Below are 23819 nucleotides of genomic sequence, written 5' to 3'. Positions count from 1 at the left end.
GCTAATTCGGCAACATAGGAATTCCCGGCAGGCGCGCCGTCCACACCCGCCACACTAGTCACAGGAGTTAACCCGGGGTTGCCCGTCCGGTACGTATGAGGCGATTCACCACCGTGCCCGACACCTCCTCGACCGTCATGCCGACGAGCAGATGGTCACGCCACGCGCCGTCCACGTCCAGATAGCGCTGCAGCAGCCCTTCCTCCCGGAACCCCACATTGCGCAAAACCGCCTGGCTGGCCAGGTTCTCCGGGCGCACGGTGGCCTCCACGCGGTGCAGCCCGACCTCTCCGAAGCAGTGGTCCAGGCCCAGCGCCAGGGCGGCCGTGGCCACGCCCTGACCGCCCACCTCCTTGGACACCCAGTAGCCGATCCAGGCCGAGCGCAATGCGCCGCGCACGATATTGCCGACCGTCAGCTGCCCGCTGAACTGGCCCTCGACCTCGATCACGAGCGGGATCATCGCGCCACGCCGCGCCTCGGCCTTCAGACTCGACCACAGCGCCGGCCAGTTCGAGGCGTGATTGCGCGCCTCCCAGGAGCCGCGCCCGGTCGGCTCCCACGGCTCCAGGTGTTCTCGATCACGCAGCCGAATCCGGCTCCAGGCGCTCGCATCCCGCAAACGAATGGGGCGCAGGGTCACGCGTCCGGCCGCCACCCGCACCGGACCCAGATGAGCGGGCCACCCGGGATGCTGACCAGCCCGGAAGACATTCATGTCCACCCGTCACCCACGCTGCGCGAGAAAGGCGACCCGCACCTCGTCACCGGTGCGCACCTCGGTGACCTCCGGATCGATCACGATGAGCGAATTGGCCTCCGCGAGCGTGGCCAGCAGGTGCGAGGACGCGCCGTTGGGGCCGCCCAGGGGCTGCACCAGATACTCGCCGGTCTGCTCGTCGCGCATGAGTTGGGCGCGCAGATAACCGCGCCGCCCGGGAATGGAGGAGATCGGCAGGATGGTGCGCGCCTTCACGATGCGGCGCATGGGATGGCGGCGGCCCAGCGCGATGCGGATCAGCGGGCGCACCATCACCTCGAAGACCACCAGCGCGCCAACGGGGTTCGAGGGCAGCAGGAAGGTGGGCACCTCATCGCGCCCCAAACGCCCGAACCCCTGCACCGAGCCCGGATGCATGCCGACGCGGGTGATCTCCAGTTCGCCCAGGCCCTCGAGCGCCTCCCGGATCTGCTCCGAGGCCCAACCGCCGACCGCGCCCGCGATCACCACGACCTCGGAGCGCACCAACTGTCCCTCGACCACATCGCGCAGCCGCTTGGCGTCGCCGCTCACGATGCCGACCCGGTTCACATCGGCTCCGGCGTCGCGTGCGGCGGCGGCCAGGGCGTAGGAGTTCACGTCGTAGACCTGACCGGGTCCGGGGGTGCGGTCGATGTCGACCAGTTCCCCGCCCACCGACAGCACCGACAGCCGGGGGCGCGGATGCACCAGCACCTTGTCGCGGCCGACCGCCGCCAGCAGGCCCACCTGCGCCGGACCGATAATGGTGCCCGCGCGCACGGCGAGGTCACCGGGCTGCACATCGTCGCCGATGCGGCGCACGTAGTCGCCGGTGCGCACCGGCTCGTAGACCTTCACCCGCGCCCGGCCGCCGTCGGTGAAGTCCAGCGGCAGCACCGCGTCGGCGAGCGTGGGCAGCGGGGCGCCGGTGTCGACGCGCACGGTCTGCCTGGGCTGCAAGCGAATCGGCTGCCGTGATCCGGCCGCCACCTCCCCCACCACGGGAAGGGACAGATCAATGGGGTTGCCGTCCTCGTCTCGGATATCGGCGCCCGCACCCGAGACATCGACGCTGCGCACGGCGTAGCCGTCGATGGCCGCCTGGTCGAAGCCCGGCAGCGGGCGCTCGGTCACCACGTCCTCGGCGCACAGCAGCCCCTGAGCCTCGGAGATCGCCACCCGTACCGGGCGCGGCGCTACGGCCGCCGCGGTCACCTTGATCTGCTGATCCTCAACCGAGCGCATTCAGCCCTTCCTCGTTCCAACCCGACCCAACCGGTCACGCGGATCATTCGTACGAGGTCGGCTGCGGATCCCAATCCGGACGCAGGCGCTGTTCCAGCCACTCGCGTAGGGCGGGGCCGTATTCCTCGCGTTGCAAAGCGAAATCGACCGCAGCACGAAGATAGCCGCCCGGGTTGCCGAGATCGTGGCGCGACCCACGATGCACCACCACGTGTACCGGGTGATCCTCGGCGATCAGCAGCGCGATGGCGTCGGTGAGTTGCAGCTCACCGCCCGCGCCGGGCTCGATGCGGCGCAGGGCGTCGAAGACGGCGCGGTCGAGCAGGTAGCGGCCCGCCGCCGCGTAGGTCGAGGGGGCGTCCTCCAGTTTGGGCTTCTCCACCATGCCGTTGACCTTCAGCACGTTCGGAGTGCCGCCCGCCACCGGATCGACGTCGAAGACGCCGTAGGCGCTCACCTGGTCCTTGGGCACGTCGATGGCGCACAGCACCGAGCCGCCGAAGGTGTCGCGCACCCGGTTCATCACGGCCAGCACGCCGCTGGGCAGCACCAGATCGTCGGGCAGCAGCACGGCGACGGCCGTCTCGTCATCGTCGAGCACCGACTCCGCCTGCGCGACCGCATGTCCCAGCCCGAGGGGCTCCTCCTGCACGACGGAGGTGACGTCGAGCAGGGCCGGGGCCTTGCGCACCTTTTCCAGCAGCGCGAACTTGCCACGCTCGGCGAGCGTGCCCTCGAGGACCAGATCCTCGACGAAATGCGCGACCACCCCGTCCTTGCCGGGCGAGGTCACGATGACCAGGCGGCTCGCGCCGGAGTCGGCGGCCTCGGTGGCGACCAACTCGATACCGGGGGTGTCGACCACCGGTAGCAGTTCCTTGGGCACGGTCTTGGTCGCGGGCAGGAACCTGGTGCCGAGTCCGGCCGCGGGCACCACCGCGGTGCGGAAGCACGACCCGTTCCCGGACTGTCCGGCATCTGCTGTCATGAACACACCCTATCCATCCGTCACCTGGGCCGAAGACGCGTTCGACAGCGCTCCGACATGCCGGAGAGCCTATGCGGCGAAACCGTGACGAGCGCGTCGAACGTCACTGCTCACACGGGGATAAGCTGCCCGTTCGGAGGGGTGCCGAAACCGTCCACAGCGCCCCGCTATCGCGTGGCAACAGCGATATTCGCAGCTGGCGGCGGAAGTCTCAGGTCGAAAATCGGACACTGCGACACCTATCACACCGCCGTATCGGCGTCGGGGGACGGCGCCGGCGACACCTAGGGTGAGGCCGTGACGACAACCGGTGAATGGGACAAGCAGGCATGGCGGGCCGAGATACTGGCACGCCGTGCCGCCGTCTCCGCCGAGCAGCACGCGACCGAGGCCGCGGCCCTGGCGGCCGGAGTGACGGCACTGCGTGCCAGCGGCTGGGTGTGCGCCTACGTCCCGGTCGGCACCGAGCCCGGCTCACCCGCCCTGCTCGACGCGCTGCGCGCCGGCGGCGCGCGGGTGCTGCTCCCGGTCACCGGCCCACCCGGACCGCTCACCTGGGCCGAATACCTCGGCGGCGACCGCCTCCGCCGCGCCCGCTACGGCCTGCTGGAACCGGACGGCCCGCCCGTCCACGACGCCCTGGGCCTGGCCGAGCTGATCCTGATTCCCGCCCTGGCCGTGGACCGCCGCGGCGTCCGCCTGGGCCGCGGCGCGGGCTACTACGACCGCACCCTGCACGCCGCCCGCCCCGCCGCCCGCCTCATCGCCGTGGTCCGCGACGACGAACTGGTGGACCACCTCCCGGAAGAACCCCACGACCACCGCATGGGCTGGGCCCTGACCCCCCACCACGGCCTCCGACAACTGGCGGCCGACGCCAACGACTGACCCCCGCCCCTGGAACAAGTGGTCGATTACCCGCGTTGGCACTATCGGCTGTAGAGTGCTAAGTCGACTGAGACCGTGGAGGTAATCCGATGCCTACTTACTCGTACGCCTGCACCGAGTGCGACAACAAGTTCGACATCGTGCAGTCCTTCTCCGATGACGCGCTGACCGTCTGCCCCGCGTGCGACGGCAAGCTGCGCAAGCTGTTCAACTCGGTGGGCATCGTGTTCAAGGGCAGCGGCTTCTACCGCACCGACAGCCGCAACGGGTCGACCTCGAGCGAACCGGCCAAGGCGGCGGCGTCCTCCGACGGCGGCTCCACGAGCAGCGGTGCCACGTCCACCGCGTCGACGGCCTCCTCCGGCTCCAGTACGAGCTCCAGCACCTCCGCGGCCTGACGGTCCGGGGCCTGAAACAGGCTCTGTCCACACCACTTTCGTTATCCACAGCCGACCCCTTCGGCAGCCGTCTCCGGGGTCGGCCCAGCCGTGCGCGGTTCTAGGCTCCGAGCCATGAACCGATTGCGCTCCGCGCTCGCCGAACTGCCGCGACCACCCTGGTCGGACGGCGCCGTCCCGCGCCGACTGGTGGCGGTGGGCCTGCTGGTGCTGGCGGCCGCGCTGGCACTGCGCGGCGACCCGGCCGACCGGCGCACCGAGGTGGTGGTCGCCGCCCGGGAGCTACCGCCCGGACATACGCTCGGCGCACCGGACATCCGCAGCGTCGGCCGCGAGACCACCGGTCTGCCGGAGGGTTTCGCGGAAGATCCGGCCGCACTGCTGGGTGCGACGCTGACGGGCGCGGTGCGCGCGGGTGAGATCCTCACCGATGTCCGCGTCGTCGGTCCCCGGCTGGCCGCCGCGGCGGCCGGTACCCCCGATGCGCGCATCGTCCCGATCCGGCTGGCCGACGAGGCGGTCGCGTCCGTCCTGCGCGCCGGTGATCGCGTGGACGTGGTGGCGGCGGAGGCGGATCCGGGCGACACGGCCCGGGAGCAGCGCTCGCGGCGGACCGCCGAAGCCGACTCCGTGCCGCCGGTGCGCGTGCTGGCGACCGATGCCGCGGTGGTGCTGGTCTCCGGGGGCGACGGGCCACGCGAGTCCGGTGAGCGGGTGGTACTGGTGGCGCTCGACGCCCGCCATGCCACCGCGGTCGCCGCCGCCTCGCTACGCACCGCCCTTACCGTCGTGTTCCACTGACCGGCACCGCCGGTCGATTAGCATCCCCGGTAAACCCCTGATGAACATCAGTGCACGGCTCCACCCGGACACGTTCGGCGCTCGTATCCGACCCGCCCCGGCGCGGCGATCAAGCAGAGGGAGTTTCGGCCATGCTCAAGGGATTCAAGGATTTTCTACTGCGCGGCAATGTCGTGGACCTGGCGGTCGCGGTGGTCATGGGCACCGCATTCGTCGCCATTGTCACCGCCTTCAGCAATGGCATCATCAACCCATTGTTGGCCGTATTCGGCGAGAGTGACGAACTCGGGCTGGGATTCCAACTCGTAGCCGACAAACCGGCGACCTTCATCGCCATCGGCCCCATCATCACGGCCGCGCTCAACTTCATCATCATCGCATCCCTGCTCTACTTCATCGTGGTGGTACCGGCAAACAAGGCCAAAAAGCGCTGGGGCACAGCCGAAGCCACGGCAACCGAGCTCGAATTGCTCGCCGAGATTCGCGATCTGCTCGCCGCGGGTCCCGAACGCAGCGGCGGCAAACACGAATCCTGAACGGCAGCCCACCATCCGGTGAACAAGCGGCACTGAACAAAGAAATGGGCCCGGTGCGAAAACGCACCGGGCCCATTCTCGGATCAGGCGTCGATCAGCCGAGGCTGAACGGCTGGCCCCACAGGGTGACCGTGCTCATGACGTTGTCCGTCTCGACCTTGACGGTCACGAAGGCACGCGCCTGCGCGTAACCGGCGCAGCCACCGAGGCCGATGGTGGTGTCGGCCCAGGTCACCGAACCGCTGGTGCCCTTGAACTTGTTGTTGGTGCCGTGATCCTCGTTGCCGTAGTCGTCCGGCTTCTCGATGTCGAGGACGTAGAAGCGCGCCGCCTGGCCCGGGCCGAGCGACAGGCTGCCGCCGGTGGAGGCGCCGAGGGAGGCGCTGCCGCCCTCTTCCAGCGGAACGCTGCCTTCGATACCGCCCTCGACGCCGCCGCCGCCGATGTTCACCTGGCAGCCGACCACGTAGCCGGGGTAGATCTTGCCGGTGCTGGCGCCGGACAGCTCGACCTGAGCCGAACCGGAGACCCAGGCGTTGCGGTGCAGCGGGGTGGCGCCCATGGACGGGCTGATCAGGGCCGACTCGCCGACGAGGCGAACGGTCACGACGGTGCCGTCGGACAGGGTCTTGGTGATTTCGCCGCCCGGCAGCGGCACGAAGGTGTCGGCGTTCGCGGCGCCGGTGGAGAACAGGCCCAGGGCGACGGCGGCAGTGGCACCCACACCGGCCAGCCGAGCCACGGTCTTACGGATGTTCATATTGTTTTCCCTCAAGGGTTTGAATTCGCTTGCGCGAGAAGTGATTTGGCGAGACCGGGACACGTCAGCCGATGCTGAACGGCATACCGTAGAGGGTGGTCTTCGAGTAGTGGTCGCCGATGATCTCGACCACGGTGTAGGACCGGGCCTGCGCGTAACCCGCGCAGCCCTGGATCTGCATCTCGGCATCCATGTACTCGACCGAGTAGACACCCGGCTTCAGGATGTCCTTGCCCTCGACCTCGACCCACTTGACCTGGCCGGGGCCCAGTTCCAGACCCATGGACACGCCGCCGCCGAGATCACTCAGGTTGATGCTCGCCGACACGCCAGCGGACACGGCCTCGTCACCGATGCTGACCTGGCAGCCGATGATGTAGCCGGTGCTGATACGCGAAGCGCCGTGGGTGGACGAGTTGTTGGAGCCGTCACGGCCGGACGGGCCGTTCCAGGGGCCCGGCTCGCCCTCGGGGGTGCTGCGGACGTCGGCGGTGGCATTGCCACTCACCCACACGGTGCGCCCTGCGCCGTTGGCCGCCAGGGACGGCGACACGATCGCTTGCTCGCCCGTACGCGTAATGGTGACCTCGCCACCCGGGCTCGTCTTCTGGCCGTCCGGCAACGGCACGAAGGTATCCGCGTGGGCAGCACCGGTCGACATAAGGCCGATGGCAACGGCCGCAGCCGCGCCAGCGCCCGCGATCCGGGCACCACGACGCAGACCGTTGGTGCGGTTCTCGCTCATACTTCCCCTCATCAGGTTTCTAGCGGTCAGCCTCGACACCCGAGGCTGAAATGGGGTCCTCTCAGGCCCAGCTCAGTTTGTCGCCTTTTTGTTGCCACTGTGTAACCAATGACAAATTTTGTGCTCCAAGCGAGTTCAGCCACAGGAACCCGGGCCAGGTTCCTGGTGCAGTGGGCGCGGCAACGCCACACTCCGAGACTGGAGAACCCACGGGTTGTACAGCCCGAAGTGGGACATTAAACACTCAGGCAATGACAGAGCAATGTAAGAGTTGGTAAACACCGTGTGATCTGGATCACAGTGACCATGATTCTCATATCACTTGATTTGCATAAGTGCGGTGAGCAGGGAAGTCGTAGAAACAACGAAAAGGCTCGACGCTAAGCGTCGAGCCTTTGCCGACGATGGCCGGCGCAGATCGCACGGATCAATTTCAGCCGTGATGCGGCGGCACCTGCGACCGCAACCAGTCGTCGGACGCACCCGAGTTCGGCTCCGGAGTCCGTTCGTCCCGGGTGGTAGCTGGCAGGGTGTCGCCGAAGACCCGCGCGAGCCGCGCCGCCTCGGCCTTGGAGAGCTTCTTGCGGCGGGACGGCTCGGAATCGCGGGACGGCTCGGAATCGCGGCCGGTCTCGGGTTCGAGATCGGCCGGGGTGTCGCGATCGGCGTCAGAGTTCATCCGCGAGACCGGACAGCTGCTCGATCACGCGGATCGCCAGCGGGCCGAGGGTGGCCATACCGTCGCGGACGGCGGCGCGGGTGCCCGGCAGGTTGACCACCAGCGTGCTGCCCGAGACGCCCGCCAGGCCGCGGGACAGGCCCGCGTCCACCGAACCGGCGGACAGGCCGGAGGCACGCAGTGCCTCGCTGATGCCCGGCAGTTCCCGGTCCAGCACCTCGGCGGTGGCCTCGGGGGTGCAGTCGCGCGGGGACATGCCGGTGCCGCCCACCGAGATGACCAGATCCACGCCGCCGATCACCGCGGTGTTGAGCGCATTGCGGATCTCGACCTCGTCGGCCTGCACCGACACCGAGGCGTCCACCAGGAAGCCCGCTTCGGTGAGTAGCTCGGTGACCAGCGGACCCAGCGAGTCCACCCCGCCATGGGCGGTTCGGTCGTCGACGACCACGACAAGAGCACGGCCCGCCACAGCGGCATCGATTTCCATGGTGCTCACCGTAGCGTCCTTGTCCGACAACGGCTCCCAACCCCCGTCTCGGAGGATTCGCTCCGCCGCCAGCGCGATCGGTCTGCTGCGTACTTGGCTCATCGGCCGCCCTCCACTACCTCGCCGAGGGTCACCTCGACGGTTCTCGAATTGTTGCCCTGCTCATCGGTGTAGGTGATCTTCACCTTGTCGCCCGGCCGGTGCGAACGCACCGCCGCGATGAGCGCGTTACCGGAATCGATGACCTGGTCATCGAGCTTGGTGATGATCGCGCCGTTCGGGATGCCCGCGGCGGCGGCCGCGCCGTCCGGGGTCACCTCCACCACCCGTGCGCCGTTCACGTCGTCCTGGCCGCGCACCTTGATCCCGATCTGGGCGTAGGTGACCTTGCCGGTCTTGATCAGCTCATCGGCGACACGCCGGGCCTGGTCGACCGGGATGGCGAAGCCGAGGCCGATGGAACCGCTCTGGCCGCCGGACAGGTCGGAGACGCCGAGGGTGGCGATGGCGGTGTTGATGCCGATCAGCTTGCCGTTCATATCCACCAGCGCGCCACCGGAATTACCCGGATTGATGGCGGCGTCGGTCTGGATGGCGTCGATCACCGTACCCGTCGAACCGGCATCACCGCTGGTGGACACCGGACGATTGAGGGCGGAGACGATACCGGTGGTCACGGTGCCCGCGAGGCCCAGCGGCGAACCGACCGCCACCACGGACTGGCCCACCTGGAGGTTCTCCGAGCTGCCCAGTTCGATCGGGGTGAGGCCGGACTTCCCGCTCACCTTGATGACCGCCAGGTCCGAGACCGGATCGGTGCCCACCAGGGTGGCCGGAGCGGTGGAGCCGTCGCTGAACGCGACTTCCATCCGGGCGTTCGGGCCCGCGCCGCTGACCACGTGGTTGTTGGTGAGAATCAGGCCGTCGGTGGACAGCACCACGCCGGAGCCCTCGCCCTCGGCGCGATTGCCCTCCACCCGGATCATGACCACGCTCGGCACCACCTTCTGGGCCACCGCCTGCACCGACCCCGCGGGGGCGTTGGCGACATTGGTGGCCTTCTCGCGGGGAGCGTCGAGGGCATTGGTGACGGCCGGTCGGCCGCCGCCGGCGTCACGGGTCGCGAGCGAGCCGACCACACCGCCGACACCACCGCTCACCAGCGCCAGCACCACCGCGCCCGCCACCAGGGCGGTGCGCTTGCCGCCCTTGGGCCCCGGAGCGCCGAGGTAGCCGGGCTGCCCGGGCCCACCCGGCCCGCCTGGTCCACCAGGGTTGCCGGGTCCACCAGGGTTGCCGGGTGCACCAGGGTTGCCGGGTCCACCAGGGTTGCCCGGCCCGTCGGGTTGGCCGGGACCGCCAGGCCCACTCGGGCTGCCAGGCCCACTCGGGCCGCCAGGCCCACTCGGGCTGCTGTGCCCGCCGAGTCCACTCGGGCTGCTGTGCCCGCCGAGTCCACTCGGGCCGCCGACACCGCCGGGTTCACCGTGGCCGCCAAGTCCAGGGTGGCCACCGGGTCCAGCGTGCCCGCCAGACCCGGGGTGGCCGCCAAGCCCGCCCGGGCCGAACGGTCCGCCGGGGCTCGCATGCCCGCCGGTGCCGCCCGCACCCATGGCGGCGGTCAGGTGTGTGCCGGATTGGAAACCGCCCTGCCCGCTACCGCTCATACCCGACGCATACCCAGCCGGATGCGATTCACCGACGGGAATCTCCGCGGTTCCCGACACATCGTGGCCCCCGCCCCGCCCCGCCGCGCCGTATGCCGGAGTGCCGGGGCCGTACGGGGTGGCCCCACTGCCGAAAGGGACTGTCCCACCGAAGGATCGATCGCCACCGTGCGGCTGCCCCGGCGCACCGCCGAACCGCCGCGTGGCGGGATCACCGAGTTCGTCCCCGAAAGCCCGTGTGGCCGGTCCACCGGAGACATCGTCGAACTGTCGCGTGGCCGAAACACCCGGTACGTCGCCGGTCCCCCCCGATGTCGCGGAGGTGTGTGGCCCAGACGCCGCGGCGAAACCGTCGAAGTGCTCCGTGGCGTCCGTCGCGTACGGCCGCACGCTCCACGGACCCGCGTTCGTCACGGACGCATTCGACGCTGCGGCATCCGCACCCGGCGCGCCGAACGGTGTCCCGGGTGCGTCCGCTGGGGAGGCCGCCGTGCCCGGCGCGCCGGTGGACCCGGCGGGAGTGCCGGACGGCCGCGCGGATACACCGCTCGACGGGAGCGCGGAACCAGGGCCGGAGCCACTGTCCGCCGGTCCCCCGACCGAACCGGCGGACGGCGTGGGCGGGGTGTGGCCGAAGGTCGGGTCCACGGGGCCGGAAGGCTGGTCGGCGGCGGCGTCGAACGGCCGGGTGGCCGGGTCGCCGGGGGCCGGGGTGGCCGCACCGGGATGGGTACCGGGCACTTCGGACTGATCGCTCCGCTTGTCCTTCGAATCCTCGGTCATATCTCTCGTTTCTCCTCGAGTCTGACGACCAGCCTGGTGGCGACGGCTGAGAGCGGACTGAGATCGCGCTGGCTTTTCGCCGAGCATTCGTGCCAGGTCAAGCGGTGACCGGAGGCGGTGCGCCCGTCCCGGGAAGAACGATACGGATCAACGCGCCGCCACGGTCGGAACCGTCGATCGTGATGGTGCCGCCGTGTTTGGTGACCACCTGCTTGACGATGGCCAGCCCCAGCCCGGAACCGGGCATGGAGCGCGAGGCGGTGGTGCGGTAGAAGCGCTCGAAGACCAGTTCCCGTTCGGCGGGCGGGATTCCCGGCCCGGCGTCGTCCACGGTGAACTCCAGCAGCCCGCGCCCGTTCTCGGTCATGCGGACGAAGACCTTGGCCCCGGACGGACTCCATTTGGCGGCGTTGTCGAGCACATTGAGCAGTGCCCGCTCCAATCCGGCCTCGTCGCCGTAGACGAACCACGGCCGCAGGGCGGCGTCGAATTCGATGCCGGTGCGCCGCCGCCGCACCCGCTCCAGCGCGCGTTCGGCCACATCCCCGATATCGACCTGCTCGTACACCGTCTCCGGTGCGTCCTCGCGCGCCAGATCCACCAGATCGCCCACCAGCGTGGACAGTTCCTCGATCTGCGCCATCACGTCGCCGCGCAGTTCGGCCATGTCCTCGTCCGGAATGCGCGGCGCGCCCGGCCGGCTGGAGGCGATGAGCAACTCCATATTGGTGCGCAGCGAGGTGAGCGGGGTCTTGAGTTCGTGCCCGGCGTCGGACACCAATCTGCGCTGCCGCTCCCGGGATTCGGCCAGGGCGCGCAGCATGGTGTTGAAACTCTCGGTGAGCCGGGCGAGTTCGTCGTCACCGGACACCGGGATGGGGGTCAGGTCGTCGGTGCGGGCCACCCGCTCGGTCGCCGCGGTGAGCCGCGCGACCGGACGCAAACCGGTGCGCGCCACCGCCGTTCCGGCCGCCGCCGCCAACACCACGCCGCAGCCGCCGACCACGAACAGCAGCCAGGCCAGCCGGTCGAGCACCTCGCGGGTGGGTTGCAGCCGTTGCGAGACCACCAGGGTGGAGCCGGAATTGGTGCGCCGCGCCAGCACCCGCTGATTGTCGACGGTGCGCAGCGAGAAGCCGAGTTCGCCGCGCGCCACCGCCTCCTCCTGTGAGCCGATGGGCGGTTTGGTGGCCTGCGGCGGCACATAGCGCTGTAGATCCGCACCGTCCGGGAAGATCAGCGCCACGCCCACGTCGCTGGAGTACAGCCCGGCCAGCACGATGGACTGGAAGCCGAGGCTGTCGAAGTTGTTGTCGATCATCAGCGCGGCGCGGGCGCGCAGCTGTGCGTCCACGTCGGCGTACAGCGAGCGCGCCACCATGGCGTAGGCGGCGATGGAGGTGACCGCGACGGCGACCGCCACCAGCGAGGCCGCCAGCAGCGTCACCCGCCATCGCAGCGATACCGACCGGGTCAGCGGCATGGGCGGGCGCAGTTCGGCCGCGTCCTTGCCGAAGGATCCGGCCGGATGCCCGATGCCGGCGACCACCGGCCGCCGCGGAACGGTTCTACCCACGAGCGCGACTCCTACGGAGGGGTTTCGCGCAGCACATAGCCGACGCCGCGCACGGTGTGGATGAGTCGCGGCTCGCCATCGGCCTCGGTCTTACGGCGCAGATATCCGATGTACACCTCGAGCGCGTTGCCGGAGGTGGGAAAGTCGTACCCCCACACCTCCTCCAGGATGCGACTGCGCGTCAGCACGCGCCGCGGATTCGCCATCAGCATTTCCAGCAGTGAGAATTCGGTGCGGGTGAGCGAGATCTGTCTTTCACCGCGCCACACCTCTCGGGTAACCGGATCCAGCGACAAATCAGCGAACTTCATCGTCTCCGAGGAATCCGCGGGATCGGCGGTGGTGCGGCGCAGTAGTGCGCGCAGTCGCGCGAGCAGTTCCTCGAGTGCGAAGGGTTTGGGAAGGTAGTCGTCCGCGCCCGCGTCGAGACCGGCCACTCGCTCCGATACCGAATCCCGCGCGGTGAGTACCAGAATCGGCAGATCGTCACCCGTGCTGCGCAGGCGACGGCACACCTCGAGGCCGTCCAGCCTGGGCATCATCACATCCAGCACCAGGGCGTCCGGGCGCTGTCCGACCACCTTGTCCAGGGCGTCGACGCCGTCGACGGCGAGGTCGACGGTGTAGCCGTTGAAGGTCAGCGAACGCCGCAGCGATTCGCGAACCGCGCGGTCGTCGTCGACTACCAGAATGCGCATGGCCTCCAGTCTGACCGCAGCGACTGAGAGGTGACTGAGAAGGCGGCATCCGACACGCCGAGTGACACCATGGAGTGACCTGCGTCTTTCTATTCGACAGTGATGCGTGTCGGCTCTGGTGCCCGAATGCGAATTCGAAAGATGTTGCGCCCAGCTACTTTCGGAGTCCGTCACGGTGAGTCGTCCGAATTGCCGATGCACACTTCTCGCGGTATGTTGCGTGCCGTAAAAGAAGACCCTTAGTTGGTTCCGCGCGGGTTGAACCCCACATCCGTACAACCGCATACGACCCCGGGGTCCACTCGTGAAAGCGGAGGCGACGGAAACGGGATGGAAGCTGCACCCCGGTCCTGGCAATTCAGCCTGTCCAACTGGCCCGTCACTCGCAAGGTCGGCATCGTACTGGTGCTACCGGTGCTCCTAGCCTCGACCTTCGCGGTGCTGCGCATCAACGGCGAATTGCAGACCATCAACCAACTGAGCACCGGCACCGAACAGGCCGTGGTCTTCGACCCCACCATCAAGTTCGAGTCCGCCACACAGGAACTCGCAGTCGCGGCCATCACGGGATTCGGCAATCCGGCGGCCGACCCCGTCATCGACACCGCCACCACCACGTTCGACCAGGCCGCGGCCGACCTGGAGACCGTGCTGCGCACCGCCAAGCCCGGCGCCGCCGTCACGGACGAACTGACCCAGACTCTCGCCATCGCCCGCAGCATGCGCAACTCGCTGCGCACCGGCTCGGCACAGACCATCGGCGAACAGGCCGACACCGTCTCGGGCAAGATCCAGAACGCGCTGTCGACCTCGCAGTCCGTCGCCGACCTCCGGGTGCAGCAGCTGTTCCTGCAGATGGGCACCGTGATGACCGCGAGCCGCCTGCTCACGCAGGAGCGCATCATGCTGGCCACCCCGGGCGCGGGCACCAACCCGGCGCTGCGGACCCGGCTGCTCACCGCCATCGGCGCCGAGGTCACCATGCTCGAGGTGTACCGCGGCATGCAGCCCGAGCAGGCCGCCGCCTACACCACGCTCAAGGATGCCGCGCAGGCCCGGATCGGCATCCTCATGCAGAACGTGCCCGATCCAATGGCCGTCCCGGCCATGACCGAGTCCATCAACACCAGTGTCGACGCCTACCATCGCGAAGCCACCGGACTCGCCGCCGCTCTCGACGACAATCTCGCCGCCTTGAGCACCGAGGCCCGCAACAACGTGCTGCGCGACACCTCGATCGTCATCGGCATGCTGCTGGCCGGTCTGGCCATCGCGCTCGTGGTGGCGCGCTCGCTGGTCGTCCCGGTCCGCCGCCTGCGCCGCGACGCCCTCCAGGTCGCGCACATCGACCTGCCGCAGGAACTCGAGGTGGTGCGCTCCGGCGGGACCACCCCCGAGATCAATCCGGTCGACGTGCACACCACCGAGGAGATCGGCCAGCTGGCCCGCGCCGTCGACGACATCCACGCCCAGGCGCTGCACCTCGCCGGTGAACAGGCGCGACTGCGCCTGCAGATCGGCAATATGTTCGAAACCCTGTCCCGCCGCAGCCAATCCCTGGTGGAGCAGCAGCTCAACCTGATCGAGGAGCTGGAGCGCGACGAGGACGACTCCGAGCGGCTGCAATCGCTGTTCCGCCTGGACCACCTCGCCACCCGCATGCGCCGCAACGGCGACAACCTGCTGGTGCTCGCCGGTACCGCCCTGCGCCGCGGCCACCTGCCGCCGGTACCGCTGTCGGACATGCTGTGGTCGTCGGTGTCCCAGGTGGAGGACTACCAGCGCGTCGAGATCGGCACCGTGCCCGACGGCATCGTCGCCGGTGAGCCCGCGGTCGACATCGAACACCTGCTGGCCGAGCTCATCGACAACGCGCTGCGCTACTCCCCGCCGACCACGCCGGTGGCGGTGTCGGTGGCACGGGCCGTGGACGGCGGCTACCTCATCGAGATCACCGACCGCGGCCTGGGCATGAACGCCGAGGACCTGCAATCCATCAACGACCGACTCGCCTCCGGCGGTGAGGTCAATGTCGAGACCGCGCGCCGCATGGGCCTTTTCGTGGTCGGCCGCCTGGCCAAGCGGCACAACATCACGGTCAGCCTGCGCCGCACCTCCGCGATGGTGGCGCAGCCGGGCATCACCGCGAGCGTGCACCTGCCGGGCAGCCTGGTCTCGCCCGCGCCGGAGCGCAACGACAGCAGCACCGGCAGCTACCCGCTGACCGGGACGCTGCCGGTCGCGCCCGCGCTGCCGCTGCATCCGCAGAGCCAGCCCGCGACGCTGAACACCCAGTTCACGAACCTGAGTTCGCCGATCACCCCGCCCGCGACCCCGGCGATCGCACCGCCGCGGCTGATGCCGGTGCCGAATCCGCCGGAAACCACGCCGCGGTTCGGGGTCACCAGTTCCGGCCTGCCGCAGCGACGTACGCCCGCCAGCGAGCCGGTCGAACCACCGCCGAGCGAGACGCCGCGGGAGGCCGCTCCCGCCGAGCCGACGCCGGTGGACTTCTGGGGCGAGAACCGGGAGTGGGACAACAGCGAGACCCAGCAGTACAAGGCCAGCGACGTCGAGGCATGGGGGCTCGCCCACGGCGGCGGACGCAACCAGCCCGCACCCGACACCGCAGCCCCGACCGGTGCTGGCCAGGGCTTCAACGGCTTCGAGAACGCGGACGGCGGCCGGGACAGCGGCTTCGCACCCGCCCGCGGATTCACCGCCGGCGGCGGGTCCGGCGGCGGGAACGGATTCGGCAGCAACGGCAACGGTCCCGCCACCCCGGGCGGTGGTCCTGCCACTCCCGGCAACGGTCCCGCCACCCCTGGCAATGGTTTCGTCACCATCGGCGGCAACGGCCGTGACAATGGTGGCAATGGCAATGGCGGCACGGGCAGTAACGGCAACGGCAACGGCAACCGCGGTAGCGGCACCGACGGCAACGGTTCCGCGACCGGCGGTGGCGGTTTCGGTGCGCGCGGCGACTCCCCCGCCGGCGGCGCTGGATTCGGCGGCGGCGCACCCACCAGCGGCGACGGCGGCGGCACCGCTTCCGCCTCCGGTTCCCCGAACGCCGCCGAGCGCCCGGCCGCCGCACCACGGCCGCCCGCGCCCGCCCAGGCGCTGCGTCCGGTCGGCGAGGCGCCGACGCCCATCTTCCAGCGCATGGTGTCGGAATGGCTGGTCGAACCGGCGGTCGGCGGGCAGGGCGGGGCCGCGTGGACCTCGTCCTCGGACGCCGGATGGGCCGCCGCCGAACAGGCCATGGAACCGACGACCGGCGGGAAAACCCAGGGCGGCCTGCCGATTCGCCGCCCCGGCGCCCAACTGGTCCCCGGCGCGGCGGTACCCGCGGACGAAGAGGGCGCACGGAATCCGGAAGAGATTCGTCACAGCTTGACCAGGCATCTGAGCGGGGTTCTCAGTGGACGGGCAGACGCCCAGCACAAAGACGGAGACCCATACAACGACGGAGGGCACGCATGACCGAACAGCGCACCACAACCGATGAGAACCTGAACTGGCTGGTCACCCGGTTCACCCGGGAGGTGCCCGGGGTCTCGCACGCCGTGCTGGTTTCCGCCGACGGTCTGCTCCAGGCCACCAGTCCGCACCTGCCCAACGACCGCGCCGAGCAGTTGGCCGCCGTCACCGCCGGTCTGGCCAGCCTGTCGGCCGGCGCGGCCCAGCTGTTCGACGGCGGCAAGGTGATGCAGTCCATCGTGGAGATGCAGCGCGGCTACCTGCTCGTCATGAGTGTCGGCAATGGTTCGCACCTGGCGGTGCTGGCCAACAAGCAGCACGACATCGGACGCATCGGCTACGAGATGGCGCTTCTGGTAGACCGCGTCGGGTCCGTGGTGCAGGCCACCGCCCGCCAGACCGCGTGATCGGCCACCGCACATGTCCGCACCGAACGGCGCCGGCCGGCCGACATCGCGTGTCCGCCCATACGCACTGACCTCCGGCCGCACCGAGCCGGCGGTCGAACTGCCGCTGGAGGCGGTCGTCGAGACCCTCTCCTACACCGCCCATTTCGACTGGCCGGCGGGCGACATCCGGACCGAGATCCTGCGTCTCGGCACGGCCCGGCTGTCGGTGGCCGAGATCGCTGCGCACCTGCAGCGGCCACTGGGCATGGTACGTGTGGTGATCGGTGACCTGGTGGTCGCCGGCACACTGCGCGTGCATTCGACTCTGAGCGATCAGGCGACCTTCGACGAGCGCCGATCTTTGATGGAGAGGACCCTGCATGGACTCCGGGCGCTTTGACGCCGCGCCCTACAACGGCGGACCGCAGCACCCGAACAACGGGGCGGCACAGCAGTACCCCCCGCGTCCCGGTGAGGGCGGCGAATTCCGCACCGCCTCGACGAAGATCGTCGTGGCGGGCGGATTCGGTGCGGGCAAAACGACGTTCGTCGGCGCGGTCTCGGAGATCGTGCCGCTGCGCACCGAGGCCATGGTGACCGGGATGTCCGACGGCGTGGACGACCTCGCCGCCACGCCGGGCAAGGAAACCACCACGGTCGCGATGGATTTCGGCCGCATCATCCTGCCCGGCAACCTGGTGCTCTATCTGTTCGGCACGCCCGGGCAGCGACGGTTCTGGTTCATGTGGGACGACCTGGTGCGCGGTGCCATCGGCGCGGTCGTGCTGGTGGACACCCGCCGCATCGAGGACAGCTTCGCCGCCGTCGACTTCTTCGAGGCCAAGAAGCTCCCGTTCCTGGTCGCGGTCAACCGCTTCCCCGACGCGCCCCGCTTCCCGGTGGGTGAACTCCGCGAAGCGCTCAGCATCCGCGAGGGTGTGCCGATCGTCGACATCGACGCCCGTGATCCCGATGAGGTGCGCCGTTCCCTCGCCGCGGTCACCGAGTACGCCATCGAACGTCTCATGGCCCAGCAGCGCGAAAGCGCCTGGCGCGGTTAGGCAGCCGTACCCCGTTGGCAGGCGGGGCGCGGACCGGACAGACAGAACAGACCTGGGAGTATTTACCGCGTGATCTACTTCGCAATGGGCTACTGGATCATCGCGCTGGCGTTGATCGTGTCGGCTTCGGGGGCAGCGGTCGGGCTGGCCTGCATCCGGCAGTCCACCAAGTCGGTGACCGCACGATTCCGGTTCGTGTGGATGTTCGTGGCCGCCTGCTCCATCGGCGGCGTCGGCGTCGCCATGCCGATCTTCGTCTCCATGCTGGGCGTGGCGGCGCACGGCAGTCCGGTGCGTTACGACAGCATGCTGATCGCGGTCTTCTCGGCGCTGTCGGGGACCACCGTGCTGGCCGCGCTCGTCATCGCCGGGCGCACGCTGAACTGGGTGCGGCTGGGGATCGGAGCGGCGGTGATGGGCGCCGGTCTCGGCTCCATGGAACTGGTCGTGCTGCTGGCGGTGCACGTGCAGGGCGAGGTGGAGCGCAATGTGCTGTCGATCATCGCGGTGTACGCCATCGCGCTGGTGCTGTCGGTGGCGGTGTTGTGGTTCAGCCTCACCGTGCGCTCATCGCTGCTGATGCTCGGCGGTGCCGCCCTCTGGGCACTGGTCGTGACGGGTATGCACTACACCGGCCTGGTCGGCGTCAGTTTCGACGTCGACCATGCCGCGCCGACCCCGGAGGGTGTGGACCTGTTCAGCTTCTTCGTGCCGTTCTTCATCATCGGCTCACTGGCGCTGGCGATTCCGATCACGGCCATTCTGGTCGCCCCGGACCGCCGGGAATCCGGTGCGGTGCCCGCGCTGTCGCCGGTCGGTGATGCCCGCGAGCGGGGTGCGGCCGCCGACCGCATCCCGGAAGCGGTGCGCTGAACCGACTTCCGATATCGCCCGGAGCGAGGTAGCCCGGGCCCGCCGTACAGGGCCGGACCGTGTGATCGGTCCGGCCCTCGGCGTATGCGTGTGCGTGGCGCCGGGTCACCCGATCGGGTCGGGCAGTTCGCCGACGGCCCGGCTCGGTCCGACAGCGCGAACAGCTGACGTCCGGCCATGGCCGGATCGTCCACCTGGCAGTCGCCCCAGCACGGCGTGCCGGGTGGCCAGGCTGCGCCAGGTCAACCACCCGAATGCGACGAATTCCCGAACTGGCCGATTTCCGGATGCACGGGCGGCGGCGCGTCTCGCGAATTACAGTGGGAAGCATGCGTTTCGGGCTGGACTACGCAGGAGGTCGGCCCGGTGGTGCTGCGATCCGGGCCGCGGGTTTCGATTTCGTCGTCCGCTACCTCTCCGACGGCGGCCCGACCCTGCCCGGCAAGCTGCTCACCCCTGCCGAGGCTGATGACCTGCGCGCACACGGTGTTTCGATCGTCTCGAACTGGGAGACCTACGCCACCCGGATGCTCGACGGCTACGGCGCGGGCGTCACCGACGCGCGGGCCGCGCTGGCGCAGGTGCTGCGCTGCGGCGGCCGCCGCGATCGGCCCATCTACTTCTCCGTGGACTTCGACGCCACCCCGCAGCAGCAGGCGCCCATCAACGCCTACCTCGACGGCGCGGCCAGTGTGCTGGGCCGTGAGAACACCGGGATCTACGGCGGCTACTGGCCGGTCAGCCGCGCCCTGGACATGGGCACCGCCACCTGGGCGTGGCAGACGGTGGCCTGGTCGGGCAACAACCTCGAACCGCGGCGGCACATCCTGCAGCACGCCACCCAGGTGGACGTGAACGGTGTGCGCTGCGATGTGAACACCACCGACCGAGCCGATTTCGGCCAATGGGACTTCGAACAGGAGGATGCGGATTTGACACCCGAACAGGAGGCGATTCTGCGCGACGTGCAGATCCAGTTGCGAGGTCCGGGCCTGTCCGGGTGGCCGCAGCTGGGTACCGATCCGGAGGGGCGGTACCGCACCGTGGTGGACGGCCTCGCCGCCGCGTTGGATCATATCGACGAGTTGCGCACGGAGATCAGCGAACTGGAGGCGACCACCGCGGAACTGGCCAAAGAGGTTGAACGACTGTCCGGTCCGCACTGGCCGTGGCCGTTCTCACTCATCGAGGGTCCGGCCACCGCCGTCGGCAATCGCATCGAGCAACTGCTACCGGATCTGCCGCTGCCCGGCTGGGGCGACGACGATGACCGGCGCACGGTGCGCGGCGAGAACAGCACTGCGGAAACCCCGGAAAACCGCCCCTGAACTGGCGATGAGCGGGTTCCCCGGTAATCCGGAGAACCCGCCCTCGGCCACGAGGATACCGCCGCGAGGCCACGGGTTCATCACTTCCCGAAGACTTTTTGAACTCTCACGTGCCCCTTCGTGCCACATGCGCACCACCGGTCGCGTATTGGACAGCGACACACGGAGGAATCTCCTGCGGGCGCGTTGAATTCGGCGAGATGAGGCGCTCGCGGCGCTGGACATCAAGACCCTCGCCGATCTCGGCGACAATAAGCACTTCCGGCTCGCCGCCGCCCTCGCCGAGCTGGCGGACAGGGAAGGCCGAGTCCGGCCCGTACGTCTGCCAGTACGCACGGAAGGCGTCGAACCGCGGTGCGGTTCGACGCCTTCGGCTTTCGGCCCCTGCCCGGACCGTCGGCTTCGTTCCGGTCTATCGGGACATCCGGGCATTCCGTATCAGTGATACGCGTCGCGTATCGATCGGGCCGGTCAGAGCTTGTCGAGATCGACCAGTCCGCGCCGCACCGCGACCACGAGTCGGCGCGGCACCTTGTGCACCACACCGTTCACCGTGACGGGCACCAGGTCCGGCGGGGTCGCCTTCCACTGTGAGCGTCGGCTGCGGGTATTGGACCGCGACATCTTCCGCTTCGGAACCGCCATCTCAGTTCTCCCCTTCCTGTGCAGCGCCCGTGCGACGGCGCTTGCCGTAGCGGCGCTCGAACTTCTCCACGCGGCCGGCGGTGTCCAGCAGGCGCTGCGCACCGGTCCAGAACGGATGTGAGTCCGAGGTCACGTCGACCACCAGCAGCGGGTAGGTGTTGCCGTCCTCCCACTCCACGGTGCGGTCGGAGGTGGCGGTGGAGCGGGTGAGGAACTGCTTGCCGGTGTTGTTGTCCCGGAAGACCACCGGGTGGTAGTCCGGGTGGATACCTGGCTTCATCGCATTACCTTTCGTTGGAACGGTTGTCGCCGGTGGCGGGGCCGGACGATTCGGTGCCGACCGAGCGGGTCTCCTCGGACGCCTCGCACGGGTCCTCGTGCCAGTCCCCGAAGGGGTCCTCCCACTGCGCGACTCGCTCGGGGGCGCGCCGCACGAGGCGCAGTTCGTCCTCGTCGACCAGCGCCCAGTGCAGGGCCTCTCGGATGGTGTTCGGCTCGGCGTCGTGGGCGAGGATGACCAGGGAGATATCGCGATCGCCGAAATCCGGGTGCCAGCGCAGTGCGGCCATCGCCACGCGGTCCGGGTCCGCCTGCGTCCGTTCGGACTCGGTCATGGCGGCCAGCCACTTCCCGGCGCTGCCGACCCGCAGGCCGCCGCCCGCGGACTCCAGCCACACCACCTCGTCGGGCTGGGTGGCCAGCCAGACGCGGCCGCGCGCGGTGACCACACCCTCGAACAGGACGTCCAGCGCGGAGTGCAGACGCTCCGGATGGAAGGGGCGGTCGGTGGCGAATTCGATGAGGGTGACCCCGTGCTCGGTGTCCAGCGGCGGTTCGCCGCGCAACAGCGGGGCGTGCGCGCCGAAGCTGCGGCCGCGCCGGGCGTCGGCGGGAATCTGCTCGAGCAGGACGCGCAGGTCGGTGCCGGACGCGCCGTCCGGGTCGGCCACCCACAGCACCGGCGCGAGCGGCACCAGCCGGTCGAGGACGGCGGCCAGGCGGGCCTGTTCCAGCGCGTCCACCGCGCCCACCTCGACGGCGATGACGGCATCGGCGAATTCGACCTGGCCGACCGCCAGCTGGGCGACGGTGCGCTCGTCGTCGGTGGTGACGTGGCCGCGGTCGGCGAGGGTGTCGTCACCGGTGGCGTCGGTCAGCCAGTCGCGGGCGTCCACGCAGGTGAGCACGGCCTCGATGCGCACGCTGCGCCCGGCCGGACCGTCCACGCGGCCGTGTACACCGGTGACGGTGACATTCTCGATGGCCTGACAGACCGCCTCGGCCTCGAACGCCGGATCCAGGGCGAGCACGATGCGCCGCACCGAATCACGCTGTCCCAGTACGCACAGGTAGGGCAGCAGGTCGGCGCGCAGAGTGCAGGAGACACAGCCGTGCGCGAGTTCGAGGATGGTCTCGCTCTCCCGGCCCTCGCTGTGCACGATCCGGCGGACCACGCCTTGGCGCAGTTCGCTCAGGTCGTGGCGGACCACGACGGTGCCCGGCTCCGCCAGTTCACCCGCGATCTGGTCCACGCCCGCGGCGGCACGCCCCGGCAGGCCCGCGACCACGAGGACGGGCTTGCGGTCGTCGTGCATCCCCGGCACCACCATCACCTCTTCCGATAACGATTTTCATTTACCGGACGGTAACGGTACATTGTCCGGCAGGCATTGTCGAAAACGATTGTCATCAACAACTGGAAGGGAGTGACATGTCGGCCATCTGCCAGGTCACCGGGCGCAAACCGGGATTCGGCAAGTCCGTATCGCACTCGCACAAGCGGACGAACCGGCGGTGGAACCCCAATATCCAGCGCAAGACCTACTACCTGCCCAGTGAGGACCGGCGCATCACGCTGACCGTCTCCACCAAGGGCATCAAAACCATCGACCGCGACGGGATCGAGGCCGTGGTGGCCCGGCTCCGGGCGCGCGGCGAGAAGATCTAGGAAGGCCGCCGATGGCATCCAAGTCGACCGAGCTGCGTCCGGTCATCAAGCTCAAGTCCACCGCGGGCACCGGGTACACCTACGTCACCCGCAAGAACCGCCGCAACGATCCCGACCGGATGGTGCTCAAGAAGTACGACCCGGTGGTGCGCAAGCACGTCGACTTCCGTGAGGAGCGCTGACGTGGCCAAGAAGTCCAAGATCGAGAAGAACGAGCGGCGCAAGATCGTGGTGGCGCGCTACGCCGAACGACGGGCCGAGCTCAAGGAGCTCATCCGCAAGCCCACCACCTCCGACGCCGACCGCGCCGCCGCACAGACCGCCCTGCGGAAACTGCCGCGCGATGCCAGTCCGGTACGCTTGCGCAATCGAGACGCCTCGGATGGACGCCCACGCGGCCATCTCCGGAAGTTCGGTCTCTCGCGCGTGCGCGTGCGCGAGATGGCACACCGGGGCGAACTGCCCGGTGTGCACAAATCGAGCTGGTAAGCAACCACATCTGGTGAGTAAGGAACCGCTGACATGGCAGTGAAGCGAGCACCGTCGAAGAAGGTCCGCGCTGAGCAGGCCCGACGTCCGAAGAAGAACCCCTTGATCGCCGCCGGTATCGAAACCGTCGACTACAAGGACGTGAACCTGCTCCGCACGTTCATCTCCGACCGCGGCAAGATTCGCAGCCGCCGGGTGACCGGGCTGACGCCGCAGCAGCAGCGGCAGGTCGCCGTCGCGGTGAAGAACGCGCGCGAGATGGCGTTGCTGCCGTTCACCAGCCGCTGACGCGACTGTCGGACGTAAAGGGCTGAGCCCCCGATGCTTTCGCATCGGGGGCTCGATGCGTTTCGCGGGGCGGCCCCGGGTCCGTTCGCAGACGACCAGGCGCGTACGCGTGCGTTTCGCGGGGCACGACCCCAGACGGGTACGCGGGCAGGCCCGAGTGCATCTCGCGGGGCGCTACCCCAGACGGGTACGCGGGCGAGCCCGAGGGGTTCGGGGGCTACGGCGGCGGAGGAGGCGCGGTTCGGGTGGGTGCTGCGCTTGCCCACCCTGCGCCCCTGGCGCAGACTGCCCAACCGCAGCACGGTTCCGGCACGGCGCG

General features: G+C 69.3%; 28 protein-coding genes. 15 read left to right on the top strand and 13 right to left on the bottom strand.

Going from position 1 to position 23819, the window contains the following annotated elements; all coding sequences use genetic code 11:
• Positions 1-67: 67 nt before the first annotated feature.
• From QJS31_RS22430 to QJS31_RS22420, 3 genes are read right to left on the bottom strand one after another with little or no spacing between them, the layout of a single operon-like run.
• Positions 68-718, bottom strand: a complete 651-nt coding sequence (locus QJS31_RS22430) for a GNAT family N-acetyltransferase (RefSeq protein ID WP_029931179.1) — start codon at positions 716-718, stop codon at positions 68-70.
• A 9-nt stretch (positions 719-727) separates the two neighbouring features.
• A complete protein-coding gene (glp, locus tag QJS31_RS22425; RefSeq protein ID WP_282785075.1) occupies positions 728-1987 on the bottom strand; it encodes a gephyrin-like molybdotransferase Glp in 1260 nt (419 codons plus the stop codon).
• Between the two features lie 43 nt (positions 1988-2030).
• Positions 2031-2975 (bottom strand): UTP--glucose-1-phosphate uridylyltransferase, encoded by a 945-nt coding sequence (locus QJS31_RS22420; protein ID WP_282785076.1) that lies wholly within the window; start codon positions 2973-2975, stop codon positions 2031-2033.
• A gap of 297 nt (positions 2976-3272) precedes the next feature.
• Here QJS31_RS22420 and QJS31_RS22415 point away from each other — a divergent pair, with 297 nt between their 5' ends.
• The 4 genes from QJS31_RS22415 (at position 3273) to mscL (ending at position 5598) form a co-directional block, all read left to right on the top strand.
• Positions 3273-3863, top strand: coding sequence for a 5-formyltetrahydrofolate cyclo-ligase (locus tag QJS31_RS22415; RefSeq protein ID WP_306357608.1), 591 nt, complete (start codon positions 3273-3275; stop codon positions 3861-3863).
• Between the two features lie 89 nt (positions 3864-3952).
• Positions 3953-4261, top strand: a complete 309-nt coding sequence (locus QJS31_RS22410; RefSeq protein WP_306357607.1) for an FmdB family zinc ribbon protein — start codon at positions 3953-3955, stop codon at positions 4259-4261.
• A gap of 114 nt (positions 4262-4375) precedes the next feature.
• The gene (locus QJS31_RS22405; protein WP_306357606.1) at positions 4376-5062 is read left to right on the top strand and encodes an RcpC/CpaB family pilus assembly protein; all 687 of its coding nucleotides are present in this window, start codon (positions 4376-4378) and stop codon (positions 5060-5062) included.
• Positions 5063-5193: 131 nt separating this feature from the next.
• Positions 5194-5598, top strand: a complete 405-nt coding sequence (mscL, locus tag QJS31_RS22400; RefSeq protein ID WP_282785915.1) for a large conductance mechanosensitive channel protein MscL — start codon at positions 5194-5196, stop codon at positions 5596-5598.
• 94 nt (positions 5599-5692) lie between these two features.
• On the opposite strand, the gene QJS31_RS22395 is transcribed toward mscL, so the two are convergent.
• The 5 genes from QJS31_RS22395 to QJS31_RS22375 form a co-directional block, all read right to left on the bottom strand.
• Positions 5693-6358 carry an MspA family porin gene (locus QJS31_RS22395; RefSeq protein ID WP_282785914.1) on the bottom strand — a complete coding sequence of 222 codons (666 nt, stop codon included), beginning with the start codon at positions 6356-6358 and terminating at the stop codon, positions 5693-5695.
• Between the two features lie 64 nt (positions 6359-6422).
• Positions 6423-7103, bottom strand: coding sequence for an MspA family porin (locus QJS31_RS22390; RefSeq protein ID WP_143979294.1), 681 nt, complete (start codon positions 7101-7103; stop codon positions 6423-6425).
• A gap of 433 nt (positions 7104-7536) precedes the next feature.
• Complete coding sequence (locus QJS31_RS22385) at positions 7537-7782, bottom strand: hypothetical protein (RefSeq protein ID WP_282785913.1); 246 nt, start codon at positions 7780-7782, stop codon at positions 7537-7539.
• Positions 7772-8272: a molybdenum cofactor biosynthesis protein B gene (locus QJS31_RS22380; protein WP_178070443.1), complete on the bottom strand. Its 501-nt coding sequence runs from the start codon at positions 8270-8272 to the stop codon at positions 7772-7774. The genes QJS31_RS22385 and QJS31_RS22380 overlap by 11 nt, the downstream gene beginning before the upstream one ends.
• Before the next feature lie 98 nt (positions 8273-8370).
• Positions 8371-9885 carry a S1C family serine protease gene (locus tag QJS31_RS22375; RefSeq protein WP_306357632.1) on the bottom strand — a complete coding sequence of 505 codons (1515 nt, stop codon included), beginning with the start codon at positions 9883-9885 and terminating at the stop codon, positions 8371-8373.
• Between the two features lie 418 nt (positions 9886-10303).
• Between QJS31_RS22375 and QJS31_RS22370 the strand changes: the two genes are divergently transcribed.
• Positions 10304-10690, top strand: coding sequence for a hypothetical protein (locus tag QJS31_RS22370; RefSeq protein ID WP_282785607.1), 387 nt, complete (start codon positions 10304-10306; stop codon positions 10688-10690).
• A gap of 129 nt (positions 10691-10819) precedes the next feature.
• Here QJS31_RS22370 and QJS31_RS22365 read toward each other — a convergent pair whose 3' ends face one another.
• Complete coding sequence (locus tag QJS31_RS22365) at positions 10820-12205, bottom strand: HAMP domain-containing sensor histidine kinase (RefSeq protein WP_081872904.1); 1386 nt, start codon at positions 12203-12205, stop codon at positions 10820-10822.
• A 104-nt stretch (positions 12206-12309) separates the two neighbouring features.
• Entirely contained in the window at positions 12310-12996 is a 687-nt protein-coding gene (locus QJS31_RS22360; protein WP_029931166.1) for a response regulator transcription factor, read from the bottom strand.
• A 330-nt stretch (positions 12997-13326) separates the two neighbouring features.
• Here QJS31_RS22360 and QJS31_RS22355 point away from each other — a divergent pair, with 330 nt between their 5' ends.
• The 6 genes from QJS31_RS22355 to QJS31_RS22330 all read left to right on the top strand — a co-directional run bounded on the left by QJS31_RS22355 (position 13327) and on the right by QJS31_RS22330 (position 20130).
• Positions 13327-16482, top strand: a complete 3156-nt coding sequence (locus QJS31_RS22355) for an ATP-binding protein (RefSeq protein ID WP_306357605.1) — start codon at positions 13327-13329, stop codon at positions 16480-16482.
• Complete coding sequence (locus tag QJS31_RS22350; protein WP_029931164.1) at positions 16479-16886, top strand: roadblock/LC7 domain-containing protein; 408 nt, start codon at positions 16479-16481, stop codon at positions 16884-16886. Before QJS31_RS22355 ends, QJS31_RS22350 begins: the two co-directional genes overlap by 4 nt.
• Positions 16887-16899: 13 nt before the next feature.
• The gene (locus QJS31_RS22345; protein ID WP_282786033.1) at positions 16900-17268 is read left to right on the top strand and encodes a DUF742 domain-containing protein; all 369 of its coding nucleotides are present in this window, start codon (positions 16900-16902) and stop codon (positions 17266-17268) included.
• Positions 17249-17929: an ATP/GTP-binding protein gene (locus QJS31_RS22340; protein ID WP_143979293.1), complete on the top strand. Its 681-nt coding sequence runs from the start codon at positions 17249-17251 to the stop codon at positions 17927-17929. The genes QJS31_RS22345 and QJS31_RS22340 overlap by 20 nt, the downstream gene beginning before the upstream one ends.
• Before the next feature lie 69 nt (positions 17930-17998).
• Positions 17999-18802 (top strand): hypothetical protein, encoded by an 804-nt coding sequence (locus QJS31_RS22335; RefSeq protein WP_282786032.1) that lies wholly within the window; start codon positions 17999-18001, stop codon positions 18800-18802.
• A 329-nt stretch (positions 18803-19131) separates the two neighbouring features.
• A complete protein-coding gene (locus tag QJS31_RS22330) occupies positions 19132-20130 on the top strand; it encodes a DUF1906 domain-containing protein (protein WP_282786031.1) in 999 nt (332 codons plus the stop codon).
• Between the two features lie 471 nt (positions 20131-20601).
• On the opposite strand, the gene rpmF is transcribed toward QJS31_RS22330, so the two are convergent.
• The 3 genes from rpmF to mrf are packed head-to-tail and all read right to left on the bottom strand — an operon-like array spanning position 20602 to position 22385.
• Positions 20602-20775, bottom strand: coding sequence for a 50S ribosomal protein L32 (gene rpmF / locus QJS31_RS22325; RefSeq protein WP_306357604.1), 174 nt, complete (start codon positions 20773-20775; stop codon positions 20602-20604).
• 1 nt (position 20776) lies between these two features.
• Entirely contained in the window at positions 20777-21055 is a 279-nt protein-coding gene (locus QJS31_RS22320; protein WP_282785829.1) for a type B 50S ribosomal protein L31, read from the bottom strand.
• Between the two features lie 4 nt (positions 21056-21059).
• Positions 21060-22385: a ribosome hibernation factor-recruiting GTPase MRF gene (gene mrf, locus QJS31_RS22315; RefSeq protein ID WP_306357603.1), complete on the bottom strand. Its 1326-nt coding sequence runs from the start codon at positions 22383-22385 to the stop codon at positions 21060-21062.
• Between the two features lie 101 nt (positions 22386-22486).
• On the opposite strand from mrf, the gene rpmB reads away from it, so the two are divergent.
• From rpmB to rpsR, 4 genes are read left to right on the top strand one after another with little or no spacing between them, the layout of a single operon-like run.
• On the top strand, positions 22487-22723 hold the full coding sequence (gene rpmB / locus QJS31_RS22310) for a 50S ribosomal protein L28 (protein ID WP_039817163.1): 237 nt from the start codon (positions 22487-22489) through the stop codon (positions 22721-22723).
• 11 nt (positions 22724-22734) lie between these two features.
• On the top strand, positions 22735-22905 hold the full coding sequence (gene rpmG / locus QJS31_RS22305) for a 50S ribosomal protein L33 (protein WP_029931154.1): 171 nt from the start codon (positions 22735-22737) through the stop codon (positions 22903-22905).
• 1 nt (position 22906) lies between these two features.
• A complete protein-coding gene (gene rpsN, locus QJS31_RS22300) occupies positions 22907-23212 on the top strand; it encodes a 30S ribosomal protein S14 (RefSeq protein WP_282785827.1) in 306 nt (101 codons plus the stop codon).
• 33 nt (positions 23213-23245) lie between these two features.
• Complete coding sequence (gene rpsR / locus QJS31_RS22295; protein WP_011211513.1) at positions 23246-23500, top strand: 30S ribosomal protein S18; 255 nt, start codon at positions 23246-23248, stop codon at positions 23498-23500.
• Positions 23501-23819 lie beyond the last annotated feature (319 nt).

The organism is Nocardia sp. CC213A, from assembly GCF_030766805.1.
In the GTDB taxonomy this organism is placed as follows: domain Bacteria; phylum Actinomycetota; class Actinomycetes; order Mycobacteriales; family Mycobacteriaceae; genus Nocardia; species Nocardia otitidiscaviarum.
Note: the sequence above shows the minus strand (reverse complement) of the source record. Positions and strands in the feature narration are given on the sequence as shown.